Source organism: Variovorax sp. dw_308, from assembly GCF_019207085.1.
Lineage (GTDB): Bacteria > Pseudomonadota > Gammaproteobacteria > Burkholderiales > Burkholderiaceae_C > Variovorax.
The window spans coordinates 46,530-72,046 of sequence record NZ_JAATOM010000016.1 but is presented as its reverse complement, the minus strand read 5'-3'; the positions used below and the strand labels follow the sequence as shown (position 1 = coordinate 72,046).

The 25,517-nt window shown below is 67.6% G+C and carries 27 protein-coding genes; 12 read left to right on the top strand and 15 right to left on the bottom strand.

The genetic code is table 11. From position 1 onward, the window contains the following. The first annotated feature begins 191 nt into the window (after positions 1 to 191). Both HCU76_RS25425 and HCU76_RS25420 read left to right on the top strand, forming a co-directional pair. A complete protein-coding gene (locus HCU76_RS25425) occupies positions 192 to 443 on the top strand; it encodes a type II toxin-antitoxin system Phd/YefM family antitoxin (protein WP_213952780.1) in 252 nt (83 codons plus the stop codon). After that, positions 440 to 694: a Txe/YoeB family addiction module toxin gene (locus tag HCU76_RS25420; RefSeq protein WP_213952781.1), complete on the top strand. Its 255-nt coding sequence runs from the start codon at positions 440 to 442 to the stop codon at positions 692 to 694. Before HCU76_RS25425 ends, HCU76_RS25420 begins: the two co-directional genes overlap by 4 nt. Before the next feature lie 509 nt (positions 695 to 1,203). Here the strand turns inward: HCU76_RS25420 and HCU76_RS25415 are convergent. Together HCU76_RS25415 and HCU76_RS25410 are read right to left on the bottom strand one after the other, a co-directional pair. Then, on the bottom strand, positions 1,204 to 2,361 hold the full coding sequence (locus HCU76_RS25415) for an acyl-CoA dehydrogenase family protein (protein ID WP_218510967.1): 1,158 nt from the start codon (positions 2,359 to 2,361) through the stop codon (positions 1,204 to 1,206). A gap of 72 nt (positions 2,362 to 2,433) precedes the next feature. Continuing rightward, the gene (locus HCU76_RS25410; protein WP_218510966.1) at positions 2,434 to 3,234 is read right to left on the bottom strand and encodes a CPBP family intramembrane glutamic endopeptidase; all 801 of its coding nucleotides are present in this window, start codon (positions 3,232 to 3,234) and stop codon (positions 2,434 to 2,436) included. A gap of 128 nt (positions 3,235 to 3,362) precedes the next feature. On the opposite strand from HCU76_RS25410, the gene HCU76_RS25405 reads away from it, so the two are divergent. After that, positions 3,363 to 4,883, top strand: coding sequence for a CYTH and CHAD domain-containing protein (locus HCU76_RS25405; protein WP_218510965.1), 1,521 nt, complete (start codon positions 3,363 to 3,365; stop codon positions 4,881 to 4,883). 124 nt (positions 4,884 to 5,007) lie between these two features. On the opposite strand, the gene gntK is transcribed toward HCU76_RS25405, so the two are convergent. Both gntK and HCU76_RS25395 read right to left on the bottom strand, forming a co-directional pair. Then, positions 5,008 to 6,543 (bottom strand): gluconokinase, encoded by a 1,536-nt coding sequence (gntK, locus tag HCU76_RS25400; protein ID WP_213952785.1) that lies wholly within the window; start codon positions 6,541 to 6,543, stop codon positions 5,008 to 5,010. A gap of 74 nt (positions 6,544 to 6,617) precedes the next feature. Beyond that, positions 6,618 to 7,970: a GntP family permease gene (locus HCU76_RS25395; RefSeq protein ID WP_213952786.1), complete on the bottom strand. Its 1,353-nt coding sequence runs from the start codon at positions 7,968 to 7,970 to the stop codon at positions 6,618 to 6,620. 303 nt (positions 7,971 to 8,273) lie between these two features. Here HCU76_RS25395 and HCU76_RS25390 point away from each other — a divergent pair, with 303 nt between their 5' ends. Continuing rightward, the gene (locus tag HCU76_RS25390) at positions 8,274 to 8,483 is read left to right on the top strand and encodes a hypothetical protein (protein WP_256354431.1); all 210 of its coding nucleotides are present in this window, start codon (positions 8,274 to 8,276) and stop codon (positions 8,481 to 8,483) included. A gap of 205 nt (positions 8,484 to 8,688) precedes the next feature. Here the strand turns inward: HCU76_RS25390 and HCU76_RS25385 are convergent, their stop codons facing one another. After that, positions 8,689 to 9,396: a glutathione S-transferase N-terminal domain-containing protein gene (locus tag HCU76_RS25385; protein WP_218510964.1), complete on the bottom strand. Its 708-nt coding sequence runs from the start codon at positions 9,394 to 9,396 to the stop codon at positions 8,689 to 8,691. 126 nt (positions 9,397 to 9,522) lie between these two features. Between HCU76_RS25385 and HCU76_RS25380 the strand changes: the two genes are divergently transcribed. Both HCU76_RS25380 and HCU76_RS25375 read left to right on the top strand, forming a co-directional pair. After that, entirely contained in the window at positions 9,523 to 9,897 is a 375-nt protein-coding gene (locus HCU76_RS25380; RefSeq protein WP_218510963.1) for a hypothetical protein, read from the top strand. A gap of 4 nt (positions 9,898 to 9,901) precedes the next feature. After that, positions 9,902 to 10,561 (top strand): plastocyanin, encoded by a 660-nt coding sequence (locus HCU76_RS25375; RefSeq protein WP_218510962.1) that lies wholly within the window; start codon positions 9,902 to 9,904, stop codon positions 10,559 to 10,561. A 187-nt stretch (positions 10,562 to 10,748) separates the two neighbouring features. Here the strand turns inward: HCU76_RS25375 and HCU76_RS25370 are convergent, their stop codons facing one another. The 6 genes from HCU76_RS25370 to HCU76_RS25345 form a co-directional block, all read right to left on the bottom strand. Continuing rightward, positions 10,749 to 11,096 carry a type II toxin-antitoxin system ChpB family toxin gene (locus tag HCU76_RS25370; protein ID WP_218510961.1) on the bottom strand — a complete coding sequence of 116 codons (348 nt, stop codon included), beginning with the start codon at positions 11,094 to 11,096 and terminating at the stop codon, positions 10,749 to 10,751. After that, on the bottom strand, positions 11,090 to 11,341 hold the full coding sequence (locus HCU76_RS25365) for an AbrB/MazE/SpoVT family DNA-binding domain-containing protein (protein ID WP_213952792.1): 252 nt from the start codon (positions 11,339 to 11,341) through the stop codon (positions 11,090 to 11,092). Before HCU76_RS25365 ends, HCU76_RS25370 begins: the two co-directional genes overlap by 7 nt. A gap of 124 nt (positions 11,342 to 11,465) precedes the next feature. Further along, on the bottom strand, positions 11,466 to 12,179 hold the full coding sequence (locus tag HCU76_RS25360; protein ID WP_218510960.1) for an aspartate/glutamate racemase family protein: 714 nt from the start codon (positions 12,177 to 12,179) through the stop codon (positions 11,466 to 11,468). A 19-nt stretch (positions 12,180 to 12,198) separates the two neighbouring features. Next, entirely contained in the window at positions 12,199 to 12,966 is a 768-nt protein-coding gene (locus HCU76_RS25355) for an ABC transporter permease (protein ID WP_256354441.1), read from the bottom strand. A 37-nt stretch (positions 12,967 to 13,003) separates the two neighbouring features. Next, a complete protein-coding gene (locus tag HCU76_RS25350; protein WP_213952795.1) occupies positions 13,004 to 13,948 on the bottom strand; it encodes an ATP-binding cassette domain-containing protein in 945 nt (314 codons plus the stop codon). 33 nt (positions 13,949 to 13,981) lie between these two features. Then, positions 13,982 to 14,878, bottom strand: coding sequence for a LysR family transcriptional regulator (locus HCU76_RS25345; protein WP_213952796.1), 897 nt, complete (start codon positions 14,876 to 14,878; stop codon positions 13,982 to 13,984). Between HCU76_RS25345 and HCU76_RS25340 the strand changes: the two genes are divergently transcribed. Genes HCU76_RS25340 through HCU76_RS25330 form a run of 3 tightly spaced genes read left to right on the top strand, consistent with a single transcriptional unit; the run spans position 14,859 to position 17,525 of the window. Continuing rightward, the gene (locus tag HCU76_RS25340) at positions 14,859 to 15,941 is read left to right on the top strand and encodes a pyridoxamine 5'-phosphate oxidase family protein (protein WP_256354430.1); all 1,083 of its coding nucleotides are present in this window, start codon (positions 14,859 to 14,861) and stop codon (positions 15,939 to 15,941) included. The two genes, HCU76_RS25345 and HCU76_RS25340, sit on opposite strands and share 20 nt — an antisense overlap. 46 nt (positions 15,942 to 15,987) lie before the next feature. Continuing rightward, positions 15,988 to 16,848, top strand: coding sequence for a hypothetical protein (locus HCU76_RS25335; protein ID WP_213952797.1), 861 nt, complete (start codon positions 15,988 to 15,990; stop codon positions 16,846 to 16,848). After that, positions 16,845 to 17,525 carry a hypothetical protein gene (locus tag HCU76_RS25330; RefSeq protein WP_213952798.1) on the top strand — a complete coding sequence of 227 codons (681 nt, stop codon included), beginning with the start codon at positions 16,845 to 16,847 and terminating at the stop codon, positions 17,523 to 17,525. The genes HCU76_RS25335 and HCU76_RS25330 overlap by 4 nt, the downstream gene beginning before the upstream one ends. Before the next feature lie 24 nt (positions 17,526 to 17,549). Here the strand turns inward: HCU76_RS25330 and HCU76_RS25325 are convergent, their stop codons facing one another. Beyond that, complete coding sequence (locus HCU76_RS25325) at positions 17,550 to 18,719, bottom strand: cytochrome P450 (RefSeq protein ID WP_218510958.1); 1,170 nt, start codon at positions 18,717 to 18,719, stop codon at positions 17,550 to 17,552. 108 nt (positions 18,720 to 18,827) lie between these two features. On the opposite strand from HCU76_RS25325, the gene HCU76_RS25320 reads away from it, so the two are divergent. The 3 genes from HCU76_RS25320 (at position 18,828) to HCU76_RS25310 (ending at position 21,407) form a co-directional block, all read left to right on the top strand. After that, positions 18,828 to 19,526 carry a helix-turn-helix transcriptional regulator gene (locus HCU76_RS25320; RefSeq protein ID WP_213952800.1) on the top strand — a complete coding sequence of 233 codons (699 nt, stop codon included), beginning with the start codon at positions 18,828 to 18,830 and terminating at the stop codon, positions 19,524 to 19,526. Between the two features lie 121 nt (positions 19,527 to 19,647). Further along, a complete protein-coding gene (locus tag HCU76_RS25315; protein ID WP_218510957.1) occupies positions 19,648 to 20,913 on the top strand; it encodes a D-amino acid dehydrogenase in 1,266 nt (421 codons plus the stop codon). After that, positions 20,910 to 21,407 carry a hypothetical protein gene (locus HCU76_RS25310; RefSeq protein WP_218510956.1) on the top strand — a complete coding sequence of 166 codons (498 nt, stop codon included), beginning with the start codon at positions 20,910 to 20,912 and terminating at the stop codon, positions 21,405 to 21,407. The genes HCU76_RS25315 and HCU76_RS25310 overlap by 4 nt, the downstream gene beginning before the upstream one ends. Positions 21,408 to 21,421: 14 nt before the next feature. On the opposite strand, the gene HCU76_RS25305 is transcribed toward HCU76_RS25310, so the two are convergent. Genes HCU76_RS25305 through HCU76_RS25295 form a run of 3 tightly spaced genes read right to left on the bottom strand, consistent with a single transcriptional unit; the run spans position 21,422 to position 25,485 of the window. Then, the gene (locus tag HCU76_RS25305) at positions 21,422 to 22,759 is read right to left on the bottom strand and encodes an energy transducer TonB (RefSeq protein ID WP_218510955.1); all 1,338 of its coding nucleotides are present in this window, start codon (positions 22,757 to 22,759) and stop codon (positions 21,422 to 21,424) included. A gap of 6 nt (positions 22,760 to 22,765) precedes the next feature. Next, positions 22,766 to 23,770: a J domain-containing protein gene (locus HCU76_RS25300; RefSeq protein ID WP_218510954.1), complete on the bottom strand. Its 1,005-nt coding sequence runs from the start codon at positions 23,768 to 23,770 to the stop codon at positions 22,766 to 22,768. Between the two features lie 2 nt (positions 23,771 to 23,772). Beyond that, positions 23,773 to 25,485 carry a molecular chaperone HscC gene (locus HCU76_RS25295; RefSeq protein ID WP_218510953.1) on the bottom strand — a complete coding sequence of 571 codons (1,713 nt, stop codon included), beginning with the start codon at positions 25,483 to 25,485 and terminating at the stop codon, positions 23,773 to 23,775. Between the last annotated feature and the right edge of the window lie 32 nt (positions 25,486 to 25,517).

Sequence of the window (25,517 nt, the reverse complement as noted above, 5' to 3'; positions counted from 1 at the left end):
CGGGCCATGAGGGAGAAAAGCCTGCGGAAGCCGCCCGCTCGTTGGCGACGTTGGCCGCGTTATTCACCAAGCGTCATTTCTCTGCGATCGGCTGCTCGATGGCCCCGTCCATGTGGGACTGAAACGATGCCTGCTGATGGACAGCAGACATAGGCATACGTACAATAACACGTACATACAGGAGTTTTCCAATGGATGCCATCACCTACTCGGCTGCACGCGCCAACCTGGCCAGCACCATGGATCGAGTTTGCAATGATCATGAAGCGCTGATCATCACGCGCAACGGCGAACAGGCTGTGGTGATGCTTTCGCTTGAAGATTTCCAGGCCATGGAAGAAACGGCATACCTGCTGCGCAATCCGGCCAACGCCAAGCGCCTGATTTCCGCATTGACCCAGTTGGGCGCAGGCAAAGGCGTTGAGCGGGAACTGACCGAGTGAAGTTGATTTTTGCTGAAGAAGCCTGGGACGATTACCGCTACTGGCAGAAGCAAGATCGAAAGATGATCGAGCGCATCAACAAGCTGATTCAGGAAATCCAGCGAGATCCGTTTGGCGGCATTGGCAAACCCGAGGCCCTCAAACATGCGCTCGCCGGATTCTGGTCTCGCCGGATCACGGACGAACATCGCATTGTCTATAAGGTCGAAGGCGATGCCCTTCTGATCGCACAACTCCGGTATCACTACTAAGCACGCTCAACGTTGAAGTTAAGGCGTGGACCGAGACTCGCCGGGGGACATCGGCTCGAAGATCAACTGGTGCGCCAGAGGGCGTCTGGCAACACGACGGTGACGCATCAAGTTCCAGGTCCACACCGTTTTCGGCTGCACCGCCTCGTTGCAGCGCAGCAAGCAGCGCACCCGGCCCCAGCGGCTTTCATCCCAGCATCAGCCACCGCCGGCAATGCCCGCAGCCCCCGAGCGCGGCTTCGGCACGCGGGAGGACACGGATGCCTGGCTGATCCAGAACCTCAAGCTGGCGAACGTGAGTTTCGAAACGGGCAGCACCAAGGCCTTCTTGTCGCACCTCGCGGTGGAACACGACGTGGCGGTCTCGATACATAACCGGGGCGTTCGGCGCAGTTGCGCGTCCAGTTTGCGCGAACCAAGCGAGCAGATTGCAACGACACGCCCCACGTTCTCACATGGGGGGCGAGGCATGCTCAGCCCGCTCGCCCTACTCCGGGCAGAACCACTCGCTACCGAACCGGCCGCTTCGCAATCCCCATCGTCTTCGCCAGGATGCCCAACATCACCTCGTCCGCCCCGCCGCCGATCGACCCCAGCCGCCCGTCGCGATAAAGCCGCGACACCCGGTTCTCCCACGTGAACCCCATCCCGCCCCAGAACTGCAGGCAGGTGTCGGCCACCTGGCGCGTGAGGCGCCCGCACTTGAGCTTGGCCATGGACGCCAGTTCGGTCACGTCCTGGCCCTGAACGTGCAGGTCGCAAGCGCGATAGGTGAGGGCGCGCAGGGCCTCCACCTCGGTCTTCAGCTCCGCCAGCTTGAACTGCACCCATTGCTGGTCGGCCAGCGAGCCGCCGAACATCTTGCGCTGCTGCGCCCATTCGATGGTGTCCCGTATGCAATCCTCCATCGGTTCAAGGGAGCTGGCGGCGCACCACAGCCGCTCCTCCTGGAACTGCTGCATCTGGTAGACGAAGCCCTGGCCCTCCTCGCCGATGCGATAGCGCTGCGGCACGCGCACGTCGTCGAAGTAGATGAGACCGGTGTCGCTCGAATGCATGCCGATCTTGCGGATCTTCTTGGCGCGCTCGATGCCCGGCAGGTTCATCGGCACCATCACCAGCGACTTGTTGCGGTGCGCCGAGCCATCGCTGGTGTTGACCAGCATGCACATCCAGTCGGCCTGGAAGCTGTTGGTGATCCACATCTTCTGGCCGGTGATGAGGTAGTCGTCGCCGTCCTTGCGTGCATGGGTCTTGAGACCGGCCACGTCGCTGCCGGCGCCGGGCTCGCTCACGCCGATGCAGCCGACCATGTCGCCCGCAATGGCCGGCGCGAGGAATTCACGGCGCAGCTCGTCGCTGCCAAAGCGCGCCAGCGCCGGCGTGCACATGTCCGTCTGCACGCCGATGGCCATCGGCACCGCGCCGCAGCTGATGTGGCCCAGCGCCTCGGCCAGCGCCATCGCATACGAGTAGTCGAGCCCGCCGCCGCCGAATTCCTCTGGCTTGTTCAGACCGAGCAGGCCCAGCTCGCCCATACGCTTGAACACCTGGTGCGCGGGGAAGGCCTCGGCCTCTTCCCATTCGTCGACGTGCGGGTTGATCTCGTCGTCGATGAATCGACGCATGGTCTTCTGGATCTCGAGGTGCTCGTGGGTGTACTGCATGGTGAGGGCCACTCTAGGGGCGTGGACGCGCGCAAGCTTGCGATAACTGGCTGGGTGGCCAGGCGCTCCTGGTCAGCGTGGCCGCGGCGACAGCATGCGCCGCAGCGCCATCGTGCCGCATCCGGCGGCCGCCAGCGAGACCAGCCAGACCACGGCGACAGCGGCCGCCGACATGTGGGCGGACTGGCTGTCCACCAGGCGCCCCATCGCGACCAGGCCGCTGTTGTAGGCTGCATGCAGCGCGATGCAGGGGATGAGCGAGCGCGTGCGCTCGTAGAGCCAGCCGAGCACCACCCCCATCGCGATGCCCACCACGAACTGGTAGATGTTCAGGTGCGCCGCGCCGAAGAGAACGGCGGAGCCCAGGATCGCATGCCAGCGCGAATACTGCCGCAGGAAGCCGCGCAACACGATGCCGCGGAACAGCATCTCCTCCAGCACCGGCGCCAGGATGCATGCCGCGATGAGCGATGCGATGCCGCTGTCGCCCATGCGCTGGAACAGCGTTTCTTCCCAAGCCGACATGGGCGCGATGCGCACCAGCAGCGCCAGCGCGGTCGAGATCGTGAGCATCAGCGCCGGCACCAGCAGCAGGACCGGCGGCACCACCAGCGCCAGCGTGGCCCGGCGCGATGCCGACGAATGATGGAACAGGCTGCGATAGCTGATGTTCTGGAAGGGCATCACCACCACGAACACGCAGCCGTTGGCGAGCACCAGCGTGAGGGCGCTGATCTGCTCGGGGGTGAGCCGGGTGAGGCTGCGCATGTCGCGCAGGGCCGCACCGACGAACAGCTCGCACAGAAGCAGCGCGACATACAGCAGCACGGCCTGGAATGCCGTGGGAAACGCTTCTCCCTCAGGTGACTGCATGTTGGATGGGGTCTGGAGCCTGGACGCCACGGCATGTTAGCGTGGGCTGCGCCAGCAATTCGTGACGGTCCCGTGCACAAGCGCCGCCGGTCGTGCAAACATTCGAAGGCCCCATCCGAAGAGCGATCATGGAAATCGAATTCAAGTTCCAGGTGCCTGCGCGGCATCTCAAGGCGGTCGAGCAGGAGGTGCGCGCCGCCAAGGCCGTGCGCCAGCACATGCAGGCGCATTACTTCGACACGAAGGACGGCGCGCTCGCGTCGCGCGGCATGGCCTTGCGCTTGCGCAAGGAAGGGCAGCGCTGGGTGCAGACGGCCAAGGCGCTCGGCGACGGGCCGCTGCACCGGCTCGAACACAACGTCGACCTGGGCGGCAGCGGCGGGGCCCGGCCGGAGCCCGACGCGCAACGCCACGCGGGCACGCCGGTCGGCGACTTGCTCGACAAGCTGCTGGACCATGGGGCGATTGCACTGGTCGAGACCTTCGGCACCGACATCTGGCGCCTGGCGCGCCACGAACGCGAAGGCGACACGACCATCGAGCTGGCGCTGGACACCGGCAAGGTCATGACCCCGCCCGGCGATGGCCACGAGGGGCGGGCGTCGCAGGTCTGCGAGCTGGAACTGGAACTGGTCGACGGCCGCGTCCAGGACCTGGTCGCGCTCGCGCTGCGCTGGTCGCAACGGCACGGGCTCTGGTTCAGCACGGTCACCAAGGCTGAGCGCGGGCAGCGGCTGATGGCCGATGAAGAGGGCGAGCGGGCGCTCAAGTCGTCGCCGCCCGTCTTCGGCGCGACAGACGCGATATCCGGCGAGTCGGTGCAACGCGCGGTGCTGGCCGCCTGCCTCGCCCACATGCTCCCCAACGCCAGTGCCATCGCCGCGGGCAGCGAGGACGCCGAGGTGATCCACCAGTTGCGCATCGGCATCCGGCGAACCCGCACCGCGCTGCGCGAACTCGACGCGCTGGCGCCGGGGCGCTTCGATGCGGCCTGGGAAGCGCCACTCGTCGAGGTGTTCCGCGTGCTCGGCGCGCAGCGCGATCGTGCGCTGTTGCTGTCGGACATGCAGCCCCGCCTTGATGCGGCCGGCGCGCCGGCCATCGACATGAAGCCTGCCGGCGACGGCGCGCAGGCGGCCCCGTCCGCAGGCGAGGTCGTGCGAGCGCCGGCGTTCCAGCGCGTGCTGGTGTCGTTGATCGGGTTCACGGCCTCGCCTGCGGAAGAGGACGCGCCGGCCGTGGTCGATGCCGCCGCGACACGGCAGGTCCTGCAAGCGCGGCTGGGCAGGCTTCACAAGCAGGTCGTGCGAGACGGCAAGCGCTTCGAGCAACTCCCGGCCGACGAACAGCACCGCACCCGCAAGCGCCTCAAGCGGCTGCGCTACCTGGCTGAGTTCGTGGCGCCGCTGTTCGACAAGGCGGAGGTCAAGCGCTACGTTGGTAGCCTGGTGCCGGCACAGGACGCGCTCGGCGAATTCAACGACGAGGTCGTCGCCATGGCGGCGTACCGCGAAGCCGCCGCGACCGATCCGCATGCCTGGTTTGCCGTGGGTTGGCTGGCGGCGCAACAGCCAGCGGGCGCACGCGCCTGCCGCAAGGCGCTGCGCCAACTTGCCAAGGCACGACGGTTCTGGCGCAAGGGGGACTGATGCGACTTCGCAATCAATCGCATAACTGCCTTGGATCGCCTTGCCGTGCTACAGCACTGTCTGCGGCGCTCCGCCTTGTTCTGCGCTTGATTGCAAAGTCGCGTGAAGCGGGAACGGGCGCGGGTCACTCACCCTGCTGGAACGCCGCAATCGCCCGGTACTCCGCCGCCAGTTTCTCCGGCACGGCCGCATAGATCGGCAGCAGCCGCTGGTACACCGCCACGTTGCGCGGATTCGGCGTGTGGCGGTGCGTCGCGCCGACCATGCCGGCCACCACCTCGATCGAATCGACCTCGCCCAGTGCATACAGGCCGAGCACGGCGGCGCCCAGGCACGAGCTCTCGAAGCTCTCGGGCACCACCACCGTGCGGTCGAACACGTCGGCCATCATCTGGCGCCACAGGCCCGAGCGCGCGAAGCCGCCGGTGGCCTTGATCGTGGTGCTCGGGCCGATGATCGACTCGACGGCCGGCAGGATGCTGTGCAGGTTGAAGATCACGCCCTCCAGCGCCGCGCGGATCATGTGCTCCTTGCGGTGGTGCATGCCCAGGCCGAAGAACGAGCCGCGCAGGTTGGCGTTCCAGTATGGCGCGCGCTCGCCTGCGAGGAAGGGGTGGAACAGCAGTCCTTCGGCTCCGGCCGGCACGCGCTCCGCAATCCGCGTGAGCACCTCGTAGGTGTCGATGCCCAGGCGCTTGGCAGTTTCCGCCTCGGACGCCGCGAACTCGTCGCGCACCCAGCGCAGGATGATGCCGCCGTTGTTCACCGGCCCGCCGACCACCCAGTGCCGCTGCGTCAGCGCATAGCAGAAGGTGCGTCCGGAAGGATCGGTCATCGGCTTGTCGACCACCGTGCGCATCGCGCCGCTGGTGCCGATGGTGACGGCCACCTCGCCCGGCGAGATCGCATTCACGCCGAGGTTTGACAGCACGCCATCGTTGGCACCGAGCACGAAGGGCGTGTCCACCGCCAGGCCCAATCGGGTGGCGACCGCCGGGGCCAGTCCCGCGACATGCTCGGTCGTCGGAACGGGCTGCGGCAGCTGCTCCGGCTTCACGCCGGCCAGCGCCAGCGCCTCGGCATCCCAGTCCAGCGTCGACAGGTTGAACAGCCCGGTCGCCGAGGCGATCGAATGGTCGACCAGCCAGCGCCCGAACAGCCGGAAGAACACGTACTCCTTGATGCCGACGAAGCGCTCCGCCTTGCCGAACAACGCCGCGCGGTCATGGCGCAGCCACACCAGCTTGGCCAGCGGCGACATCGGATGGATCGGCGTGCCGGTGCGCCGATAGATCGCGTCGCCGTTCCATTCGGTCTTGATGCGCTCGGCCCAGCGCACAGCGCGGTTGTCGGCCCAGGTGATGCTGTGGGTCAGCGGGGCGCCCGCGCCGTCCACCAGGATCAGGCTGTGCATCGCCGCGCTGAAGGAGACGCAGATCACATCTTCCGGCGCCGCGCCGCACTGCTCGACGCAGGAAGCGATCACCGCGAGCACGGCCTGGTAGATCTGCTCCGGGTCCTGTTCCGCCGCGGCCGGCTCGGGCCGCAGCAGCGGGTAGTCGACCGCGTGATGGGACAGCACCTTGCCCGCGATGCTGAATGCGACGGCCTTCGTGCTGGTGGTGCCGATGTCGACGCCGATGGCGATGCGGGTGGTCATGCGGGTCTCACAGTCTCAGTCCTTGCGCCGCACGGCGCAGCGCCGGTCGTCACTCTATCCGCATCCAGCGGTCGTCAAACCACCATGTTCAGCAACAGGATGAAGACCAGCGCGACGACGGACACCAGCGTCTCCATCACGGTCCACGTCTTGAAGGTCTCCGGCACGCTCATGTTGAAGTATTCCTTGACCAGCCAGAAGCCCGCATCGTTGACGTGAGAGAGGATCACCGAGCCGGCCCCGGTCGCCAGCACCAGCAACTCGCGGTTCACGCCCGGCACCAGCGTGGCGAGCGGTGCGACGATGCCGGCGCCGGTGATGGTCGCGACCGTGGCCGAGCCCGTCGCCACGCGGATCACACCGGCCACCAGCCAGGCGAGCAGGATCGGCGAAAGATGCGCCTGCAGCGCCATCTTGCCGATCGCGTCGCCCACGCCGCTGGCGATCAGCATCTGCTTGAAGCCGCCTCCCGCGCCGATGATGAGGATGATCGCCGCCGTCGGCGCCAGGCTCTCGTCGACCAGCTTCAGGATCTGCTTTGCATCGAAGCCGCGCCTGAAGCCGAAGGTGTAGATCGACAGCAGCAATGCCGCCAGCAGCGCGGTAATGGGGTTGCCGATGAAGTCCATCCACTGGCGCACGATGTTCTTCTCGTCGAGCAGGATGTCCGACAGTGCTTTCAGCATCATCAGCCCGACCGGCAGCAGCACGGTGAGCAGGGTGATGCCGAAGCCCGGCAGGTCGCGCGTCTCGGGCTCCTCGCCCAGTTGCGCCATCAATTTTTCCGACGGGTTGCCCGGCACGTACTTCGCAATGAAGCTGCCGAAGATCGGGCCCGCGATGATCGCGGTCGGCAGGCCGATCAGCAGGCCGTAGAAGATGGTCTTGCCGATGTCGGCGCCGAACACGCCGATGGCGATCATCGGGCCCGGATGCGGCGGCACCAGGCCATGCACCACCGACAGGCCCGCCAGCAGCGGAATGCCGACCTTGATGATCGACACACCCGTGCGCCGCGCCACGATGAACACCAGCGGGATCAGCAGCACGAAGCCGATCTCGAAGAACAGGGGAATGCCCACGATGAAGGCCGCGAACATCATGGCCCAGTGCACGCGCTCCTTGCCGAAGGCGTCGACCAGCGTGCGCGCGATGCGGTCGGCGCCGCCCGAGGCCGCCATCATCTTGCCGAGCATCGTGCCCAGGCCGAGCACGATGCCGACGAAGCCCAGCACGCCGCCAAAGCCGTCCTGGAAGGACTTCATCAGCAGGCTGACCGGCATGCCCGAGGTCAGGCCGAGGAAGCCGGCCGCCAGCGTCAGCGCGATGAACGGATGGAAGCGCCAGCGCGTGATCAGCAGGATCAGGAGCACGATGGCCACGAGCGCGTCGGCCATCAGGAAAATGTCTTTGTCGATGCCGAACATGGTGTCTCCGTCTGCGGCGTGACGCCGTCGGTTTTGGGGTCTGGATGATGCGCCTGAAGGGCGTTGGCGACCCGTAATGGGAAACGAATTTTAGCGAAAGCTAAGGGTTAACCCTAGGAACGCCCCGCCGATGGCCACGACTTCCATGAGCGCGCGAAGCGCCCCAGCGCAGCGCCAAGCTCCCAGCGCCCGCAGCCCCCGGCGCCCCCAGCGGCGCTGGCGTCGCGGACTACAGTCGCAGCCATGAGTGTCCAAGCCCTCCGAAGCACCTTCGGCCCCAACTGCCACTGGTGCAAGCTGCCCATGGATTTCGACGCGCCGCACGGCCGGCCCGAATCCGCCACCATCGAGCACCTGAACGACGCGACGCTTGGCAGCGTCCGCAAGCAGCAGCATCGCCGGCTCGCGCATGCGGCCTGCAACCAGGCGCGCAACGCGTTCCGGCTGCAGGCGGAGCGTGGGTTCGCGCAGTGGATCGAGGACCGGGTGCGGGCTGCGCGGGCGGGGCTTTGACGATGCGGAATATCGGTCGCCCCCAAACGACGACGCGAGGGCGGACGCCAGGCCGCGTTCTTGGCGCGCGGCATGCGTTCGCTCGCCGATGCGCGGAAGTCGGGCCGGTACTACGAGGCCGAAGACGTCATTGCACGCTTGCAGGCCAGGCTTGCTGCGGCAAGGGCGCGCCGCGGCGGGTGAGGCGCGATTTGCCGCGTTTTATTCACTGAGGCCGCGCAGGAATCGTCAGCCCCCTGGCCACGGCCGGCCGCGCCACGAACGCCTCCAGCACCCGCGCCACGTTCGTGTACTCCTTGAAGCCCACCAACTCTCCCGCCTCATAGAAGCCGATCAGGTTGCGGATCCATGGGAAGCTCGCGATGTCGGCGATCGTGTACTCGTCGCCCATGATCCATTGCCGGCCGGCGAGGTGCTTGTCGAGCACGCCCAGCAGGCGCTTGGCCTCGGCCACGTAGCGGTCGCGCGGGCGCTTGTCTTCATAGTCCTTGCCGGCGAACTTGCTGAAGAAACCGACCTGGCCGAACATCGGCCCGATGCCGCCCATCTGGAACATCAGCCACTGCAGCGTCTCGTAGCGGCCCGCGTCGTCCCTGGGCATGAACTGGCCGGTCTTGCTCGCCAGGTAGACCAGGATGGCGCCGGACTCGAACAGCGCCAGCGGCTTGCCGCCCGGGCCGTGGGGGTCGAGGATCGCCGGGATCTTGTTGTTCGGGCTGATCGACAGGAACTCCGGCGTCAGCTGGTCGTGCTTGCCGAAGTCGACCAGGTGCACCTCGTAGGGCAGCCCGGTCTCCTCCAGCATGATCGAGACCTTCACGCCGTTGGGCGTGGGCAGGGAATACAACTGGAGCCGGTCGGGGTGCGTGGCGGGCCACTTCCGGGTGATGGGGAAATTGGATAGGTCGGTCATGCGCCGATTCTGGCTGCGACGCGCGATCGTTGCTGGCAACCCGAAATCTCGGGTCGACCCTCTCGCGCAAATGTATCAAAATGTGTAATCTGGGGCCATCATTCACACGCCATGACGAGGAAGTTCATGAAACTGGTTGCCTGCCTTGCCCTGAGTCTTGCCGTTCTCGCCGGTTGCGCGACGGCGCCGAACAAGCTGCCGGTCAAGGCCGCGGGCGGCATGCTGGTCGATGCCAAGGGCCTGACGCTCTACACCTTCGACAAGGACGTGGCGAACTCGGGCAAGTCGGTCTGCAACGGCGATTGCGCACGGAAATGGCCGCCACTCATTGCCGCCGACGGCGCCAGCCCCGGCGGCGAGTACACCCTCGTCACCCGGGACGACGGCAAGAAGCAGTGGGCCTTCCGCGGCAAGCCGCTCTACACCTGGCCCGAGGACCAGGAGCCCGGCGACAAGTACGGCGACAACTACCTGAAGGTCTGGCACATCATCCCCGGCTGATCCCATGAAGACCAGGACACGCGGCCTCGTCGCCGCGGCATTGCTCGCGCTTGCCGGTTGCGCGGCAGCCAACACCTCGCTGCAGGTCAGCGTACTCGACAAGGAAGGCAAGCCCGTCAGCAACGCGGTCGTGGTGGTGGTCAGCGCAGGCCGTTCCACCACGCCCGCCGGCCTGCCGAAGGACGTGGTCATCAGCCAGCTGAACATGCGCTTCGTCCCGGCCGTGAGTGTCGTGGCGGTGGGCGCGAAGGCGCACTTCGTCAACAACGATCCGTGGGAGCACCACGTGCGCGCCTCGGCCGCCGGCATCGCGCAGTTCAACGACGACGCCGCGGGCGGCTTCGAACTGCGCATCGACGGCAAGGCGGATGGCAAGGCCGCGAAGTCCGCCGACGCGGTGTTCGACAAGCCCGGCGCGGTGCTGCTCGGCTGCCACCTGCACAACTCGATGCGCGGCTACGTCTACGTGAGCGATTCGCCCTGGGCCTCGCTGACCAACGCTGAGGGCGTGGCCACGCTCAACGTGCCGGAAGGCGCGGCCATCATCAAGGTCTGGCATGCGGACCAGCTCATCGACATCGCGCCGCAGCAGGCCACGCTGACCGCGGCGCCTGCGACGGCGACGATGCAGTTGAGCGTGGTCCCGCGGGGGCGGCGGCTTTAGCTTGGCGAGTGCTGCGTGGTTGGCGTTCGCCATCCCCACGGCGCTCATTGTCTTCATGCTCGTGCTTGCACTCGTCCTGAAGTAAACGCCATGCGCTCAACCTCGCATTGGAGCGGACTGCCGGAGGCTGCTCGCCTTCGGTCGCCAGTTGCGTCGAGAACGAGCTGCTGAAACCACCGGATTCGAGCTATTCGAACAGCGCCATCAAACGTCCCAAGGCGTCGTCCACGACTTCCTGTGGAACGCGCTCGACCTTGCGCGCCCCACGGGCTGCAAGGTCGAGCATGCGGATCTTGTTGATCAGTGCGACGCCTTGCGTCTTGCAGCCAGTCCCCATGAGGGACGCCGCAAAGCCTGCGTAGCGCGAATAGTCGCCTCCTTGCGTGATGGGTGCCACCAGCACATCTCCAAGGCGGTTGAACTCCTTCGTCGTCAAGACCAACGCAAAGCGCTGACCGCGGGTTTCATGTCCGACGATGGGGTTCAGGCTCACGCTCACGACATCGCCTCGATCGAAGCCGGCCGCTTTCACCATACCTCGTTGCCCGCTGGGTTGGACGCGTCCCACAGCGCCATGTCCGCCGGCGGCGCAGCTTTTGCATCGCATTGACTCAGCAACTCGGCCAACGTGAAACGGCGCTTGGGAGACAGCACGATGCTCCCCTCCGCAGTCGTTTCCAGGCTCATCGTCTGGCCCGACTTCAGGCCCAAGTCGCGTAGCACGGCAGGCGGCATGACCGCCACCGTGCTGTTTCCATATTTCCTCAGCACCACTTCCATCGCGTCACCTCCTTTTGTTTAACACCGTTGAACATTGTATGGACTTCAAGCCTCCTCGTAAAGCATTGCCAAACATTCATCCGGTCGCGATGCCTCGTAGCCAGAACCCGGCCGAACTCGACGTTCAGGACGTCCCGACCGCCCTGCGCAAGGCCGCCCGCGCCAGCAGGCGCGTGGAGTCGAGCGTGGGCAGATCCGCGTTGCTGTCGTCGATCACCAGCGGAATCTCCGTGCAGCCCAGCACGACAGCGTCGCAGCCCTCGTCTTCCTTCAAGCGCTGGATCACGCGCTGGTAGCGCGCCACCGAGCCCGGCTTGAAGATGCCGCGCACCAGCTCGTCCATGATGATGTGGTTGCTGTCGTCGCGCTCGGCGGCGGTCGGGCGCACGTACTGCAGCCCGCGCGACTTGAGCTTTTCCGGATAGACATCGCTGTCGACCAGCCAGCGCGTGCCGAGCAGGCCGAGCCGCCGGAAGCCGCGCTGTTGCGCTTCGGCCGCCACCACTTCCGCGATGTGCAGCCACGGCAGCGGCGAGGCCGGCGCGACGAGCGGTAGCGCCTGGTGGATGGTGTTGTCGGGGCAGACCAGGAAGTCGGCGCCGGCCCGCGCAAGCTTGTGGGCCGAGGCCAGCATCAGGCCGGCGATGCCCTGCATGTCGCCGCGTTCCAGGCAGCGCACGTAGTCGGCGAGCGAGGCCGTGTGCATCGACACCTCGGGGTGCGCATGCGGGCCGAGCAGCAGGGCACCTTCGACGCAGATGGTCTTGTAGCAAAGGGCGGCGCCTTCGGCCGAGCAGCCGACGATGCCGATGTGCAGTGGCGTGGTGGCAGAGATCATCCCGGCATTCCCTTCGTCGTCAGGCGCGAAAGCGCTTGCGCGTGAATGCGAGCGCCATCCAGAACGAGGCCACCGCATACACGACCAGCACCAACACATGTTGCACCCACCCGGCCGGCCATTGGTCCATGAACAGCGGCCGCACCAGCAGCACCGCATTGGTCAGCGGCAGCCAGGCGGCCACCGCGCGCACCACGCCCGGCAGTTGCTCCAGCGGAAAGAACACGCCGCTCAGGAACATCATCGGCGTGAGGAACAGCGTGAAGTAGTAGGTGAAGAAGTCGTAGCCCTTGGCCAGCGCATTGAAGATCAGCGCCATCGACGAGAAGGTGATGCCCGCACCGGCCAGCACCGCCCAGGCCAGCAGCAGCTTCGGGCTGTGGCTGATGCCCAGGCCCAGCATCACGAAGAGGATGGCCGTCACGGTGAAGATCGACTTGAATGCGGCCCAGAGCATCTCGGCCATCACGATGTCGTCCAGGCCGACCGGCGCGTTCATGATGCCGTCCCAGGTCTTCTGCACGTGCATGCGCGAGAAGGCGGAATAGAGCGCCTCGAAGGAGGCCGCGTTCATCGCGCTCATGCAGATAGAGCCGCTGGCCAGGAACAGGATGTAGGGCACCTTGGCGCCGCCGACGTTGACCTCGCCCACCAGCATGCCCATGCCGTAGCCGAAGGCCACCAGCCAGATCAGGGGCTCGGCGATGTTGCCGATCAGGCTCGGCACCGCGAGCTTGCGCCACACCAGCAGGTTGCGCAGGAACACGGGCCACCAGCGCATCGACATGGCCGGCGCGCGCCAGATGGATTCGGGTTCGACAAGGCTAGGCGTCTTCACGGATCTGCCTTCCGGTGAGCTTGAGGAAGAGGTCCTCGAGGTTGGCAGGGCGGTGGAAGGTGCGCAAGCCATGGTGCGAAGCCAGCGCCTGCAGCAGGCCGCGCGCGTCCTGCGTGTAGAAGAAAACCGTCTCGCCGCTGACCTCCACCCGCGCCGCCAGCGCCTTCAGTTCGGGCCGCGCTGCCAGCGACAGCGCGCCGTTGCCGTAGACCTCGACGACATCCGGCTCCAGGTGCTCGGCGATCAGGTCGCGCGGCTTGCCTTCGGCAATCTTGCGGCCGTGGTCGAGCACGATCAGGCGCGAGCACAGGCGCTCCGCCTCGTCCATGAAGTGGGTGGTCAGCAGGATCGACTTGCCCTGCTGCAGCAGCACCTGCAGCCGCTCCCACATCAGGTGCCGCGCCTGCGGGTCCAGGCCGGTGGTGGGCTCGTCGAGCAGCAGCAGCCTGGGGTCGTTCACCAGCGCGCGGGCCAGCGAGAGCCGGCGCCGCATGCCGCCAGACAGCTCGCCGGGCTTGGCATCGGCCTTGTGCGACAGGGCTGCGAACTCCAGCAGCTTCGGCACGCGCGGCAGGATCTGCGCCTTGGCGTATCCGAAGTAGCGGCCATAGACCACGAGGTTCTCGGCACAGCTGAAATCGGGGTCCAGCGTGTCGAACTGCGTCACCACGCCGATCTGCGCCTTGATGGCCAGCGCGTCGCGCGGCATCTGCAATGGCTCGGTGCCGCCATTGCGATAGGTGATCTCGCCGGTGTCGGCCGCCGTCAGGCCGAGGCACATGCGGATCGTCGTGGTCTTGCCCGCGCCGTTCGGCCCGATCACTCCCAGGCATTCGCCAGGCGCGATGTCGAAGGACAGGTCGCTGACCACGGTGGTGTCGCCGTAGCGCTTGCTGAGCTGCGACACATGGAAGAGGGCGGGGGATGTCACCGGCGCATTGTCATGCGTGCCAGCCGCCCCCGGTCATAGCGCGAACCCGCTGAACTCCTGCTTCATCCAGTCGACGAAGGCACGCGTGCGCACAGGCATCAGTCGCGCGTGCGGGTAGATCACGCTCACCGGCCGCGGCGGTGCCTCGAAGTCCTGCAGCACGACCTGCAGGCGGCCCTGTGCGAGCTGCGGCATCACCTGGTACGACAGGAACATGCCGAAGCCCATGCCCGCGGCGCAGGCCTCGACGGCCGGTGCGATGTGGTTGAACGCGAGGCGGCCGTCGGTCTGCACGCGGATCGGCTTGCCGCCGCCCGGGTCGCGAAAGCGCCAGTCGCCGACCGTGCTGCCGTGGATGCGCACGCATTCGGCTTCCTGCAAGTCCCGGGGATGGGCGGGCACGCCGTGTTGCCGAAGGTACGCGGGGCTCGCAACCACGACGGTCCGGAGGGTGCCCAGCGTCTGGGCCACCAGCGACGAATCCTCCAGCGGGCTGATGCGGATGCCCGCGTCGATGCCTTCCTCCAGCAGGTCCACCTTGCGGTCGTGCAGCAGCACGCTGCATCGCATCTTCGGATAGCGCTGCAGGAAGCGCGTGACGGCCGGCGAGACGTACATGTGGCCGAACAGCACGGGCGCGGTGATGGTGAGCTGGCCCGCCGGCTCGCCCGCTTCGCGCGTGAGCACCCGGTCGGCCGCGTCGGCGGCGGCCAGCACCTCGCGTGCGCTCTGAAGGTAGCGTCGGCCTTCCTCGGTCAGCGCATTGCGGCGAGTGGTGCGGTGGAACAGGCGCACACCCAGGTGCGCCTCGAGCGCGGCCAGCGAACGCACCACCGCCGGCAGCGAACTGTCGAGCGCACGTGCCGCGCCGGTGAGGCTGCCCTGGTCGGCAATCTGCACGAAGGTCTGCATGGCCTTGAGGCGATCCATGACTGCATTAAACCGGAAAGTGAAGGAGTGCACTGCGCCCAGAGGGATTCATCCGAAGGGCGAAAGAAAGAAGAATGAGCCCATCTTCTTCTTCTGCGGGGCGATGAACATCATGAACACTGCCGTCTTCGAATCCGACGCGCCATTCCACGAGGGCGAGAAGGCGCTGCAGGCGCATGCCGGTTCGCGCGACAAGCTGGAGGAGGTCGGCTCGCGCGTGATCCGCGAAGCGATGCCGGACCAGCACCGCAGCTTCTTCGCGCAACTCCCGTTCCTGCTGATCGGCCTGGTGGACCCTGAGGGGCAACCGTGGGCGTCGGTGCTGGCCGCGCCGCCTGGCTTCGTGCGCTCTCCCGACGACCGACACCTGGACATTGCGGCGCTGCCGCTTGCGGGCGATGCGGGCGGCGCATCGCTGGCGGAGGGCGCATCGATCGGCCTGCTCGGCATCCAGCCGCACACACGTCGGCGCAACCGGGCCAATGGCATCGTCGATCGCGTCCGGGGCGCTGGCTTCTCGGTGCGCATCACCCAAAGTTTCGGCAACTGCCCCAAGTACATCTGGCCGCGGGAGCCTTCGTTCGCTGCGCGCGCCGGCGCAACGATCCCGCCGGAACACGCGGACCGGCTGGACGCCGACGCCATGCGATTCATCGCGCAAGCCGACACCTTCTTCATTGCCAGCGCGCATCCGCAAGCGCGCTCACCCGGTGCCGCAAGGGCGCATGGCGTGGACGTGTCGCATCGCGGAGGCCCGCGAGGTTTCGTGCATGTCGTCGACGAGCGCACGCTGGTCGTGCCCGACTATCTTGGCAACTACTTCTTCAACACGCTCGGCAACCTGCTGCTGGCGCCGCGCGCCGGGCTGCTGTTCATCGACTACGACAACGGGGACCTCCTGCAAGTCGCTGCCGGCGTCAGGATCGTGGTGGATGAGAGGGAAGTCTCTGCATATCCGGGCGCCCAGCGCCTGCTCGTGATGGACGTCATGAAGATGCATCGGCTGCCGTTAGCACTTTCGTTGCGATGGGGTCAACCCGCATCGTTGCCACTGCACCCCTGAGGTAGATTCCCGGGCGATCCAGAAGCCAATGCCCCGGGAGGAAGTCTTGAGAGTCCAACGTTTGCTGGCGGCGGTCGTGGCCTTGTGCCTGGCCGGCTGTGCCCAGTTCCACAAACCCTTGTCAGCCGAGAACCGCCAGAAGATCAAGGCGGTCGATGTGCGCGTCGTCGTGGCGCAGGACGGGTTCATGTTCAGCGCCACGGCGCCGGGAGCATCCGCCGCGCCGGGCGGGCTGATTGGCGTCCTCATCGACGTCGAGGTCCAGAAGTCCCGCCAGAAGGGCATGGCCGCCGACATCCAGGCAATGGTGGACCCCTTGCTCGACATCGACTTCCGCAAGGAAGCGCGCGTCGCCTTGAAGCAGGCGACGGAAGCCGCCTTCCCATTGCGCCTTCAATCGGCCGAAGTGCTGTCCACGATGCCGGTGCCGCGCGAGCGCGACGAACGCATCGCCGCCACGGCCAAGGGCAATGCCTACATGACCTTGCTGGTGCAGTATTCACTGGAGCCGGGCCTGGGCGCCTTCACCACCCGCACCGGCATCAACCTCTGGCAGGACGGCCAGTCCGAGCGCTCGTACTACGGGAATGCGGTCTACCAGATGCCGCTGCCCGCGGGCACGCGGGCCGAAGTCCTCGGCAAGCTGACGGCGGACGACGGCCGCCTCTTGCGTTCGTACATGCGCGAGTCGATCACCGAGACCCTGCGCATGGTCGCACTCGACATCGATGCGCAAGCCAAGCCAGCCGCCGGCGCGGCGGAGCCGAAGAAGGAGCCGTTCAAGATGGTCGCCAACGGGATGCCGGCCACCTTGTCGGGCGTGCTGGTGGACCGTCGCGGCACGCGCACGATCCGCCGGGTCGACACCGTCGGCATGTATTCGGTCGAGCAGGTGGCCCAACCATGAAGGCGCTGCACTGCCTGACGATGGCTGCCGGAGCAGCCCTCCTGCCGTGCCTCGCGCACGCGTTCGATGCCGCCGAACCGCTCAGCATGGTCTACATGGCGCCGGTCGCGTCCCCGTCCACGCAGCGTCCCAACGGCCCACCGGTTGCGGACGCGCCGCAACCGGCCCGCAATTGCGCGCTCTACCTCGGAAAGATCGAAGACCTTCGATCCAACCCCGCCACGGTGGGCGCGTTGATGTTCGGCATCCACGCGCCGATGTATGTGGAGTCGATCCGCAGCGGTGACGTGGTGAAGTGGACGCACCAGGCACTGGAGTCGACGCGTGCGCTGGGCTTCCAGCCGCAGGACGGGGTCGTGGCTGCGCCCGATGCCGGCAACCAGGTCGGCGCCAGCTTCGGGCTGCGCCTGGCGCATGCCTGGTCCGCCGGCCTGAACCTCGTGTCGCACGTGGTGATCCAGGCCAGTTTCCAGACACCGGACGGCCCCGTCACGCGCCGCTATCACGGCATGGGCACCATCGGCAACTGGAACAACGGCAATGGCGAATACATGAGCGTGTTGAACGCGGCCATGGCCAACGCGGTGCAGAACTTCGCGACCGACGCCGGCAAGCTGTGCACCGACAGGCGCGCGCTCGCCCCGGCGCCGGGGCAGCCGGTGGCGTCGACGAACTGAAGCGTCCTTCGCATGGAGCCAGGCTCAGCGCGCGGCGACGACTGACGCACCGAAGCATGGGATGCGCCCATTGACCGAGACGCGGTAGTTCCATCCCGAAGTGCGGATCGAATTGAGATCGATGCCCTGTTCGATCAGCGCCTGCACGCCGCATGCCGCGAAGGTCTGCGCCAGCGCCTGTCCCGGGCATGCGTGGACGCCCCGCCCGAAGCCGAGGTTGCGTCGCGCGACGCGTTCGAGCCGGAAGGCATCGGGCTCGGCATTCAGCGTGGGATCCCGGTTGGCGGCAGCAAGGATGACGAGCAGCGTATCGCCGGGATGCAGTTCCACGCCGGCTACCGTGCAGCCATCGGCCACGAAGCGGCGCGTGTTCTGCACCGGGGGGTCGTGGCGCGCAACCTCCTGCATGAGCAACTCGAAGCCATCGACCCGCGTGCCGACTTGGGTGGCAAGGCCGGCCTCGCGCGCCAGCGCCACCACGGCCTGGCCGATCAACCCGGCGGTGCTGTCGCAGGTTTGCGAGAAGAGTCCGAGGAGGTTGGCCAGCAGCGTGTCGGCATTCACGCTGGCGTCTTCGTGCGCCTGCGCCAGCACGGCGGCGAACAGGCTGTCGGGGCGAGCCCGCCGGCCGGCCAGCAGCCGGCGGAGGCGATCGCCCAGGGACAAGGCCGCTGCGTCCGCCGCGTCGAACTGCTCGCGCGTCGACAGCGGCGACAGGCAGGCCGAGAAAGCGCGTGCATCGGCCGCGATGCCCGGCCCGTCCTCCCCGGTGAATCCCAGCAGGTGTGCCAACGCGCGCAGCGGCATTGCAAACATCCATTCGTCGAGCGGACCACCGGGCAGGCGACGAGCCACGCGCAGGACTTCGTTGCGTGTGCCTTCCGGGTCCAGCCCTGCCAGCGCCCTTTGCAGCACCCGCCGATGCACGGTGTGCAGCGCGCCATCGTTCATGCGCACCAGTCGCCCGAACACCTCGCCCGCCGGACCGCCGGCGATCCCGCGCGGCACCGGCTCGGTCACCGGGCGTACGCGCAGTGCGGCATGCTCCAGCACCTCGGCCACGACGTCGGCGCGACTCGCGACCCACAGTTGCAGCGTGTCGTCGAAGGCGAGCGGCGGGCCTTGGCGCAGGGTCGTGTAGTACGGGTAGGGATCAGGATGCGTCACCGCATCGATGGCATTGGCAGGACTCATTGGGTAACCTCCGCGCTGCGGTGAGAGCGCCTTCGAAGCGGCCGGGCGGCGCTCACGGCGCGCATGATGCAGTTGTACCGGATTGCATGCTTCGGCTACCATCGAATCATGGATGACGATCCGGACGATCAAGCCGACACCCATCTGGCCCGCGTGGCCGCCGCGATCGCGGAGCCGGCGCGCTCGCGCATGCTGTGCAGCCTGATGGACGGCCATGCCCGCACCGCGACCGAACTGGCCACGGTCGGCGGCGTCGCACCCTCGACAGCGAGCACACACCTTGCGCGGTTGCGCGAGCAGAAGCTGATCGAGTCGGTGGCGCAGGGCAAGCACCGCTACTTCCGCCTGGCCGGTGGCGACGTGGCCGCGGCGCTGGAAGGCCTGCTCGTCGTCGCCGGCGCCACGCGCAGCACCTTCAAGCCCAACACGCCCACGAAGCTGCGCGCCGCGCGCACCTGCTACGACCACATCGCCGGCGCGGCCGGTGTCGCGCTGCACGACCAATTGCTGGCGCAGGGCTGGATCGAGGCGGTAGCGCAGGGCGGCGCCTACGAACTCACCGCCAACGGTGCGCTGGCCCTCGAAAGCCTGGGCCTGGACATCGCCGCCGCGCGCCGGGGGCGTCGCCGCTTTGCCTGCGCCTGCCTCGACTGGAGCGAGCGCCGCCCGCACCTGGGTGGCGCGCTGGCCGCGGCCTGGCTGCAACTGTCGCTGCGACGCGGCTGGGTGCGGCAGGCGCTGGACGGGCGCGAGCTCACGGTCACGGCCAAGGCACATCGGGAGATGCCGGAGTTGTTCGGTGAATGAGCCCCCCTACACTGGGAATGTGTGAACGAATCCGCCACGCCCGCGCATCCCGCCCGGGCACGCCGGCCTCATTCACACCTTCCGACCCAACGCCCTCCCCGAGGCGCACCAAAGGAATCGAATGAAGGTTGTCGTCCTCGGCAGCGGCGTCATCGGCGTGACCGCGGCCTACCAACTCGCAGTAGCGGGGCACGAGGTGACGGTGATCGACCGCCAGCCCGCCGCCGCGCTTGAAACCAGCTATGGCAATGCCGGCGAGGTGTCGCCCGGCTATTCGGCGCCCTGGGCCGGGCCCGGCGTGCCGGTCAAGGCGATCAAGTGGCTGCTGATGCATCACCGTCCGCTGGTGGTGCGGCCGCACCTGGATCTCGGCATGGTGCGCTGGGGCATGTCGATGTTGCGCAATTGCACGGCCGCGCGCTACGAGGTCAACAAGGGCCGCATGGTGCGGCTGGCCGAATACAGCCGCCAGTGCCTGGAAGAACTGCGCGACCAGACCGGCATCCAGTACGACCAGCGCATGCAGGGCACGCTGCAACTGTTCCGCACGCAAGCCCAGCTCGATCACACCGGCGCCGACATCGAGGTGCTCAAGCGCTACGGCGTTCGCTTCGAATTGCTCGACCGCGACGGCTGCGTGCGCCAGGAGCCCGCGTTGCACGGCGTGCGCGACAAGTTCGCGGGCGGCCTGCTGCTGCCGGGCGATGAAACCGGCGATTGCTTCAAGTTCACGCAGGCGCTGGCCGCGATGGCCGTCCAGCAGGGCGTGCAGTTCCGCTATGGCACGCGCATCCAGCGGCTCAAGTTCGCGGCGCAGCAGATCGATGGCGTGGTCACCGATGTCGGCACCGTCAAGGCCGACGCCTATCTGGTCGCGCTGGGCAGCCACTCCCCGTTGCTGCTCGCGCCGTTGGGCATCCGCATCCCGGTGTACCCGGTCAAGGGTTACTCGATCACCGTGCCGATCACCGACGCCACCGGCGCCCCTGAATCCACCGTGATGGACGAGACCCACAAGGTCGCCGTCACGCGCCTGGGCGACCGCATCCGCGTCGGCGGCACGGCCGAGCTGGCCGGCTACACCCTCAAGCTGCACGAGGCGCGCCGGCACACGCTGGAGCATGTGGTGACCGACCTGTTCCCGAACGGCGGCGACACCCGGCGCGCCGAGTTCTGGTGCGGCCTGCGTCCCATGACGCCCGACGGCACGCCGGTCATCGGCGCCACGCGCCTGCCCAACCTCTACCTGGCCACCGGCCACGGCACGCTCGGCTGGACCATGGCCGCCGGCACCGGCCGCGTGATGGCCGACGTGATCTCGGGCCGCAAGCCGGGCATCGACATGAAGGGGCTGACCATCGACAGATATCCAGGAGCCTATCGATGAGACGAGGTGAATTGCGGTTGGCGCTGGCCGCGTTGACGCTGGCGGCCACCGGCCTGCTCGGCGCCTGCGCCAGCGCGCCGCCGCAGTTGACGCCGGAACTGGTGGCCCACATCGGCTACCAGTCGCTCGGCCCGGAGATGAAGCTGAGCGACCAGATGCTGACCGTCTGGGTGCCCGCGCCGGCTCCGCCTGCCGACGGCACGCCGCCGCTGTCGCCAGAAGCCTTTGCCGCGCTCGTGGCCGCGTCGTCGCCGATGGTGTCCGACCTCGCCCTGGTCATGGCGCGCGGCGCCAGCGAGCCGATCAACCTCGCCATCGGCGGACCCGACAGCGCACTGGCCGCGCAGATCCTGCTGCGTGCCTTCCGCGCGCTGCCGGCGCCTGTGCCCTACCTGCGCATCGCCTTCGTCGGCAAGCCGGTGGATGTCGGCGAACTGGCCGCGACGGCGTCGATGAAGGGCGCGGCATTGCGCTTCGAGATGGCGCCGCTGTAGCTTGCCGTTGCGCGCTACTTCCTGCCCTGCGTGAAGTTGATCGGCACGATGAACCAGGCGTTGATGGGCTGGCCATCCGGACCGCGCGCGGGAACAAAGCTCGCACCGCGAACGCCGTCGAGCGCGGCGCGATCCAGCTTGTCGTGGCCCGATGTCTGGAACACCTCGACCTCGCCGGGCGCTCCGTCGCGGCGGACCATCACCCGGATCAGCGCCTTGCCCGTTTCACCCGGACGCAGCGAGGCTGCCGGGTAGTCCACGGCCGGGGGACGTTTGTATTGCGCCGGCGCCATCGCAGCCGAGATCGCCTCCATGCCGGCCTTCAGGCCCTGTTCCCGCGCCACGTCCGCCGGGGTCCGAGGCTTGTTCGTGGTGGCAGGGTGCGCCGCGGCCCCGGGCGCTCCGGCGGCTGGCATTCCGGCGGGTGCGCCAGCCACAGGCCGCTCCGGGGCCTTGGGCGCCGTGAACAACAACAGCACGAACGCAAGCGCCAGCATGGCAAGCAGGATCAGCCCGGGCCTGCGATCCACGATGCGCATCAGCCAATGCTGGGGTTTTTCCGGCGCTGGCGCGGGCCGCGCCGCGATCGCCTGCGCCTCCCATTCCCGCCACTGCTGGATGTTCCGCGGGTTGGTGATCACATGGACCAGGTGGGGGTACGCACGCGCGATGTGCTCGACGAACTGCATGTGCGTCATCAGGAACTGCACCTCCGGACGTTCGGTGCTTCGCAGCAGGCGCATCACCTTGTCCAGCGACAGGCGCAGGTCGGGCGCGTGCTGCTCGTACAGGTCGAGCTCGGTGACCACGCCGTCGACGACCTGCCCCGCCCGGCCGAATCCCTGCAGCCGCGAATGCTCCACGCGCCAGCGAAAGATCTCGATCGCGGCCGGCACGAGGAATTGATGCCCGGGCTGCCAGCCTTCGGCGATCAGCACCGCGATGCCGCCTTCGAACATCCAGCGTGCATCGAGGTCCAGCAAGCGCGGGTCGTCCAGCGCGGCATGCAGGCGGTCCTGCGCCATCCGGAGGTTGACCAGCGGCTGCGCGACCATCGAATGCGACAACGCGTGAAGCATCTCCTGCGCCGTGGCCGACGGGTCGGCGCGGGCCACCTCCGGCGCCATGACGGGCGCCATGACCGGCGGCGCGAACGTCGGCTCTTCGCGCGCGCTGCGGACCCAGTTCAACGCGGCTTCATACGCATCGCGCAGGGCCTGGAAGCCGCGCGGGTCCGCCTCCTGGTCGATCTGCTTGAGGCGTTTCGCATAGGAGCGGCGCACGTCGCGCTCCTGCGCGGCCGGCGACAGTTCGAGTGCGGCAAGAAAGGAGGGAAGCGTTTCGCTGCTCATGCAAGCCTACCTGGCGTCTTCACCGCGCGATGCGGGCGGCGTCTCCTGCGGTCCCTGCACCATCCGACCCTGCGCATCGTCGGCTGGAGGCGCGCCGACGCCCTGCGGCCGCGCCTCGCCTTCGGACAGCAAGGCCCATCCCAGCACGCCTGCCACCAGCAGCACGAGCAGGCACAACCCCACGACGCCGGCCCGCTTCCTGAACCTTTGCCAGGCCTCGGTGCGCGAACGGCGCGACGCCGCGAGACCGTCTTCCTGCCACAGCGTCAGGTTTGCGGTGTGCGTCACGACATGGAGCCAGTTCGGATAGCTTGCGACGACCTGCCGCATGAACTCCGTGCTGTAGCTCGCGTCGCCGCGCTTTGGCGGGGTCTCCCTGCGCAGGTCGCGGATCACGTTGCGCTGTTCCTCGCGCTGCGCGGGCGGCTGCGTCTGGTGGATTTCGAGTTCGCCGATGGCCTTGTCGATGATCGTGCCCGAGTGGCCGTAGGCCTTCAGCCGCGGACGGTCGGTGCGCCATTCGAAGCAGAGCACGGCCGGGCCGAACAGGTGCTGGTGGCCCGGCCGCCAGCCGTCCGCGAGCAGGTTGGCAATGCCGCCTTCGAAGGTGAAGCGCGCGTCCAGGTCCTGCAGCCGCGGATCGTCGAGTGCGGCGCGCAGGCGCAGCCGCGCGTCCTCGGTGTCCCGGGGCGGCTGGCCGCCCATGGAGAGTTTGAATTCCTCCAGCATGGCGCGTGCGGTCGACTGCGCATTGGCATGCTGCGACTGGCGGGCGCCCTCCGGCGTGGCGGGTTCCGCGTGTCGCTCGGGCTGCACGTCCTCGGCCACCCAGTGCAATGCGAACTCGTAAGCCTCGCGCAGTTCCTGGAAGGCCTCGGGCTGCGCCGCGGGCTCGATCTGCTTGAGCTGTCGCGCATAGGCGCCGCGGATCTCGCGCGCGCTGGCGTCGTTGTCCAGGCCCAGCACCTGGAGGAATTCCGGTGTCTCGCCCTCCAGGCGTCGAGTGGCCACGGTCAGTCGACGTCCATGATGTAGCCGTCCCGCTCGATGCGGTTCAGGTGTTCCTCGAGCTGCCGTTGCATCGACGCGATGGCGCGCTGCTGCTGGCCGGCGAGGGCATGCTCGAAGGTCGTGATCTGCGCGCCCAGCCATTCGCGCACCTCGCCACGAAGCTGCTGGTAGATGCGCTCGGCCCTCGCCATCAGGGTGCGGTTCTCCAGCGTGTCGCGCGGGTGGATCTTCAGCTGGGCCAGCGAGCGCAGGCGCTCGGCGATCTCCTGTTCGGTGAGCAGCCCGGGGTTGCCCTCGATCACTAGGCTCGATGTCTTCTGCGTCTTGCGCAGCGTGGCTTCCACCTGCAGCAGGCCGTTGACGTCGTAGGTGAAGCGTACCTCGACGCCGGCATCGTCGGTCGCGCCGCGCGGCATCTCCACGCGCAGGCGGCCCAGATGCACGTTGTCCTTCACCATGCGCGCCTCGCCCTGGAACACGTTCAGGTCGACGAACTGCTGGCCCTGGGTCATGGGCAGGTAGGTCTTCACGCGGCTCACCGGCACCGGCGTGTTGCGCTCGATGATCGGGTCGAAATGGCCATGCGCGGCAATGGATTCGGACAGCCGGCGGCTGATCTCGACGCCCAGGGAGTAGGGCGACACATCGGTCATTACCACTTCCTTGAGCGCCGCGTCCCGCGCCTTCAGGCCGGCCTGCACGGCGGCGCCCAGCGCCACCACTTCGTCCGGGTTGAAGTCGATGGCCGGGAAGCGGCCGAACATGGTGGTGACCAGCCGACGGATCATCGGCATGCGCGTCGCGCCGCCGGCCAGCACGATGTTGTCGAGCTGGCCGCCGCGCAGGTTGGCATCGCGCAGCGCCCGCTCGACCGGGGTGCGCAGCCGCTTGAGCAGCGGCGCGCAGGCCTGTTCCAGCAGGGGCTCGTCGAGCGCCAGCGTGATCGTTTCCTCGTCCACCCGAACCGACATCGACGTGCGGGGCTGGCTGCTGAGTTCCCGCTTGGCCGCCTCGGCCTGAGCGACCATGCGCTGCATGAACAGCGCGTCCTTGCGCAGCGCCGCCGGCAGCGACTTGCGTTCGAAGAACAGGTCGACCAGGCAGTGCACGAAGTCCTCCCCGCCGAGGAAGTTGTCGCCGGCCGAGGCGCGCACCTCCATCACGCCCTCGAACAGTTCGAGGATCGACACGTCGAAGGTGCCGCCGCCCAGGTCGAACACCAGGAAGCGCGTTTCCGTGCCCATCCGGTGCATGCCGTAGGCCAGCGCGGCGGCGGTGGGCTCGTTGAGCAGGCGGTCCACGCGCAGGCCTGCCATCTGCCCGGCCGCCCGCGTGGCCTTGCGCTGGGCATCGGAGAAATAGGCCGGCACGGTGATGACCGCCTCGGTCACCGGCTCGCCCAGCATGGCCTCGGCGTCGGCCTTGAGCGACTTGAGCACCAGCGCCGACAGTTCCTCGGGACGGAAGTCGCGCTGGCCCAGGCGCAGCGTCCTGTCGCTGCCCATGTAGCGCTTGAAGACGGCGGCGGTGCGGTCGGGATGGGTCTGCAGCCGCTCGCGCGCGGCGCGGCCCACGAGCACGGTGTCGTCCTCGTCGATGCTGATGCACGACGGCGTCAGCACCTGGCCAAGACTGTTCGGGATCAGGACGGACTGGCCATCGCGCCACGCAGCCACCAGGCTGTTGGTTGTACCCAGGTCAATGCCGACAATCATCCATCCGTCCCCACATGCGCGTCATGACAGCG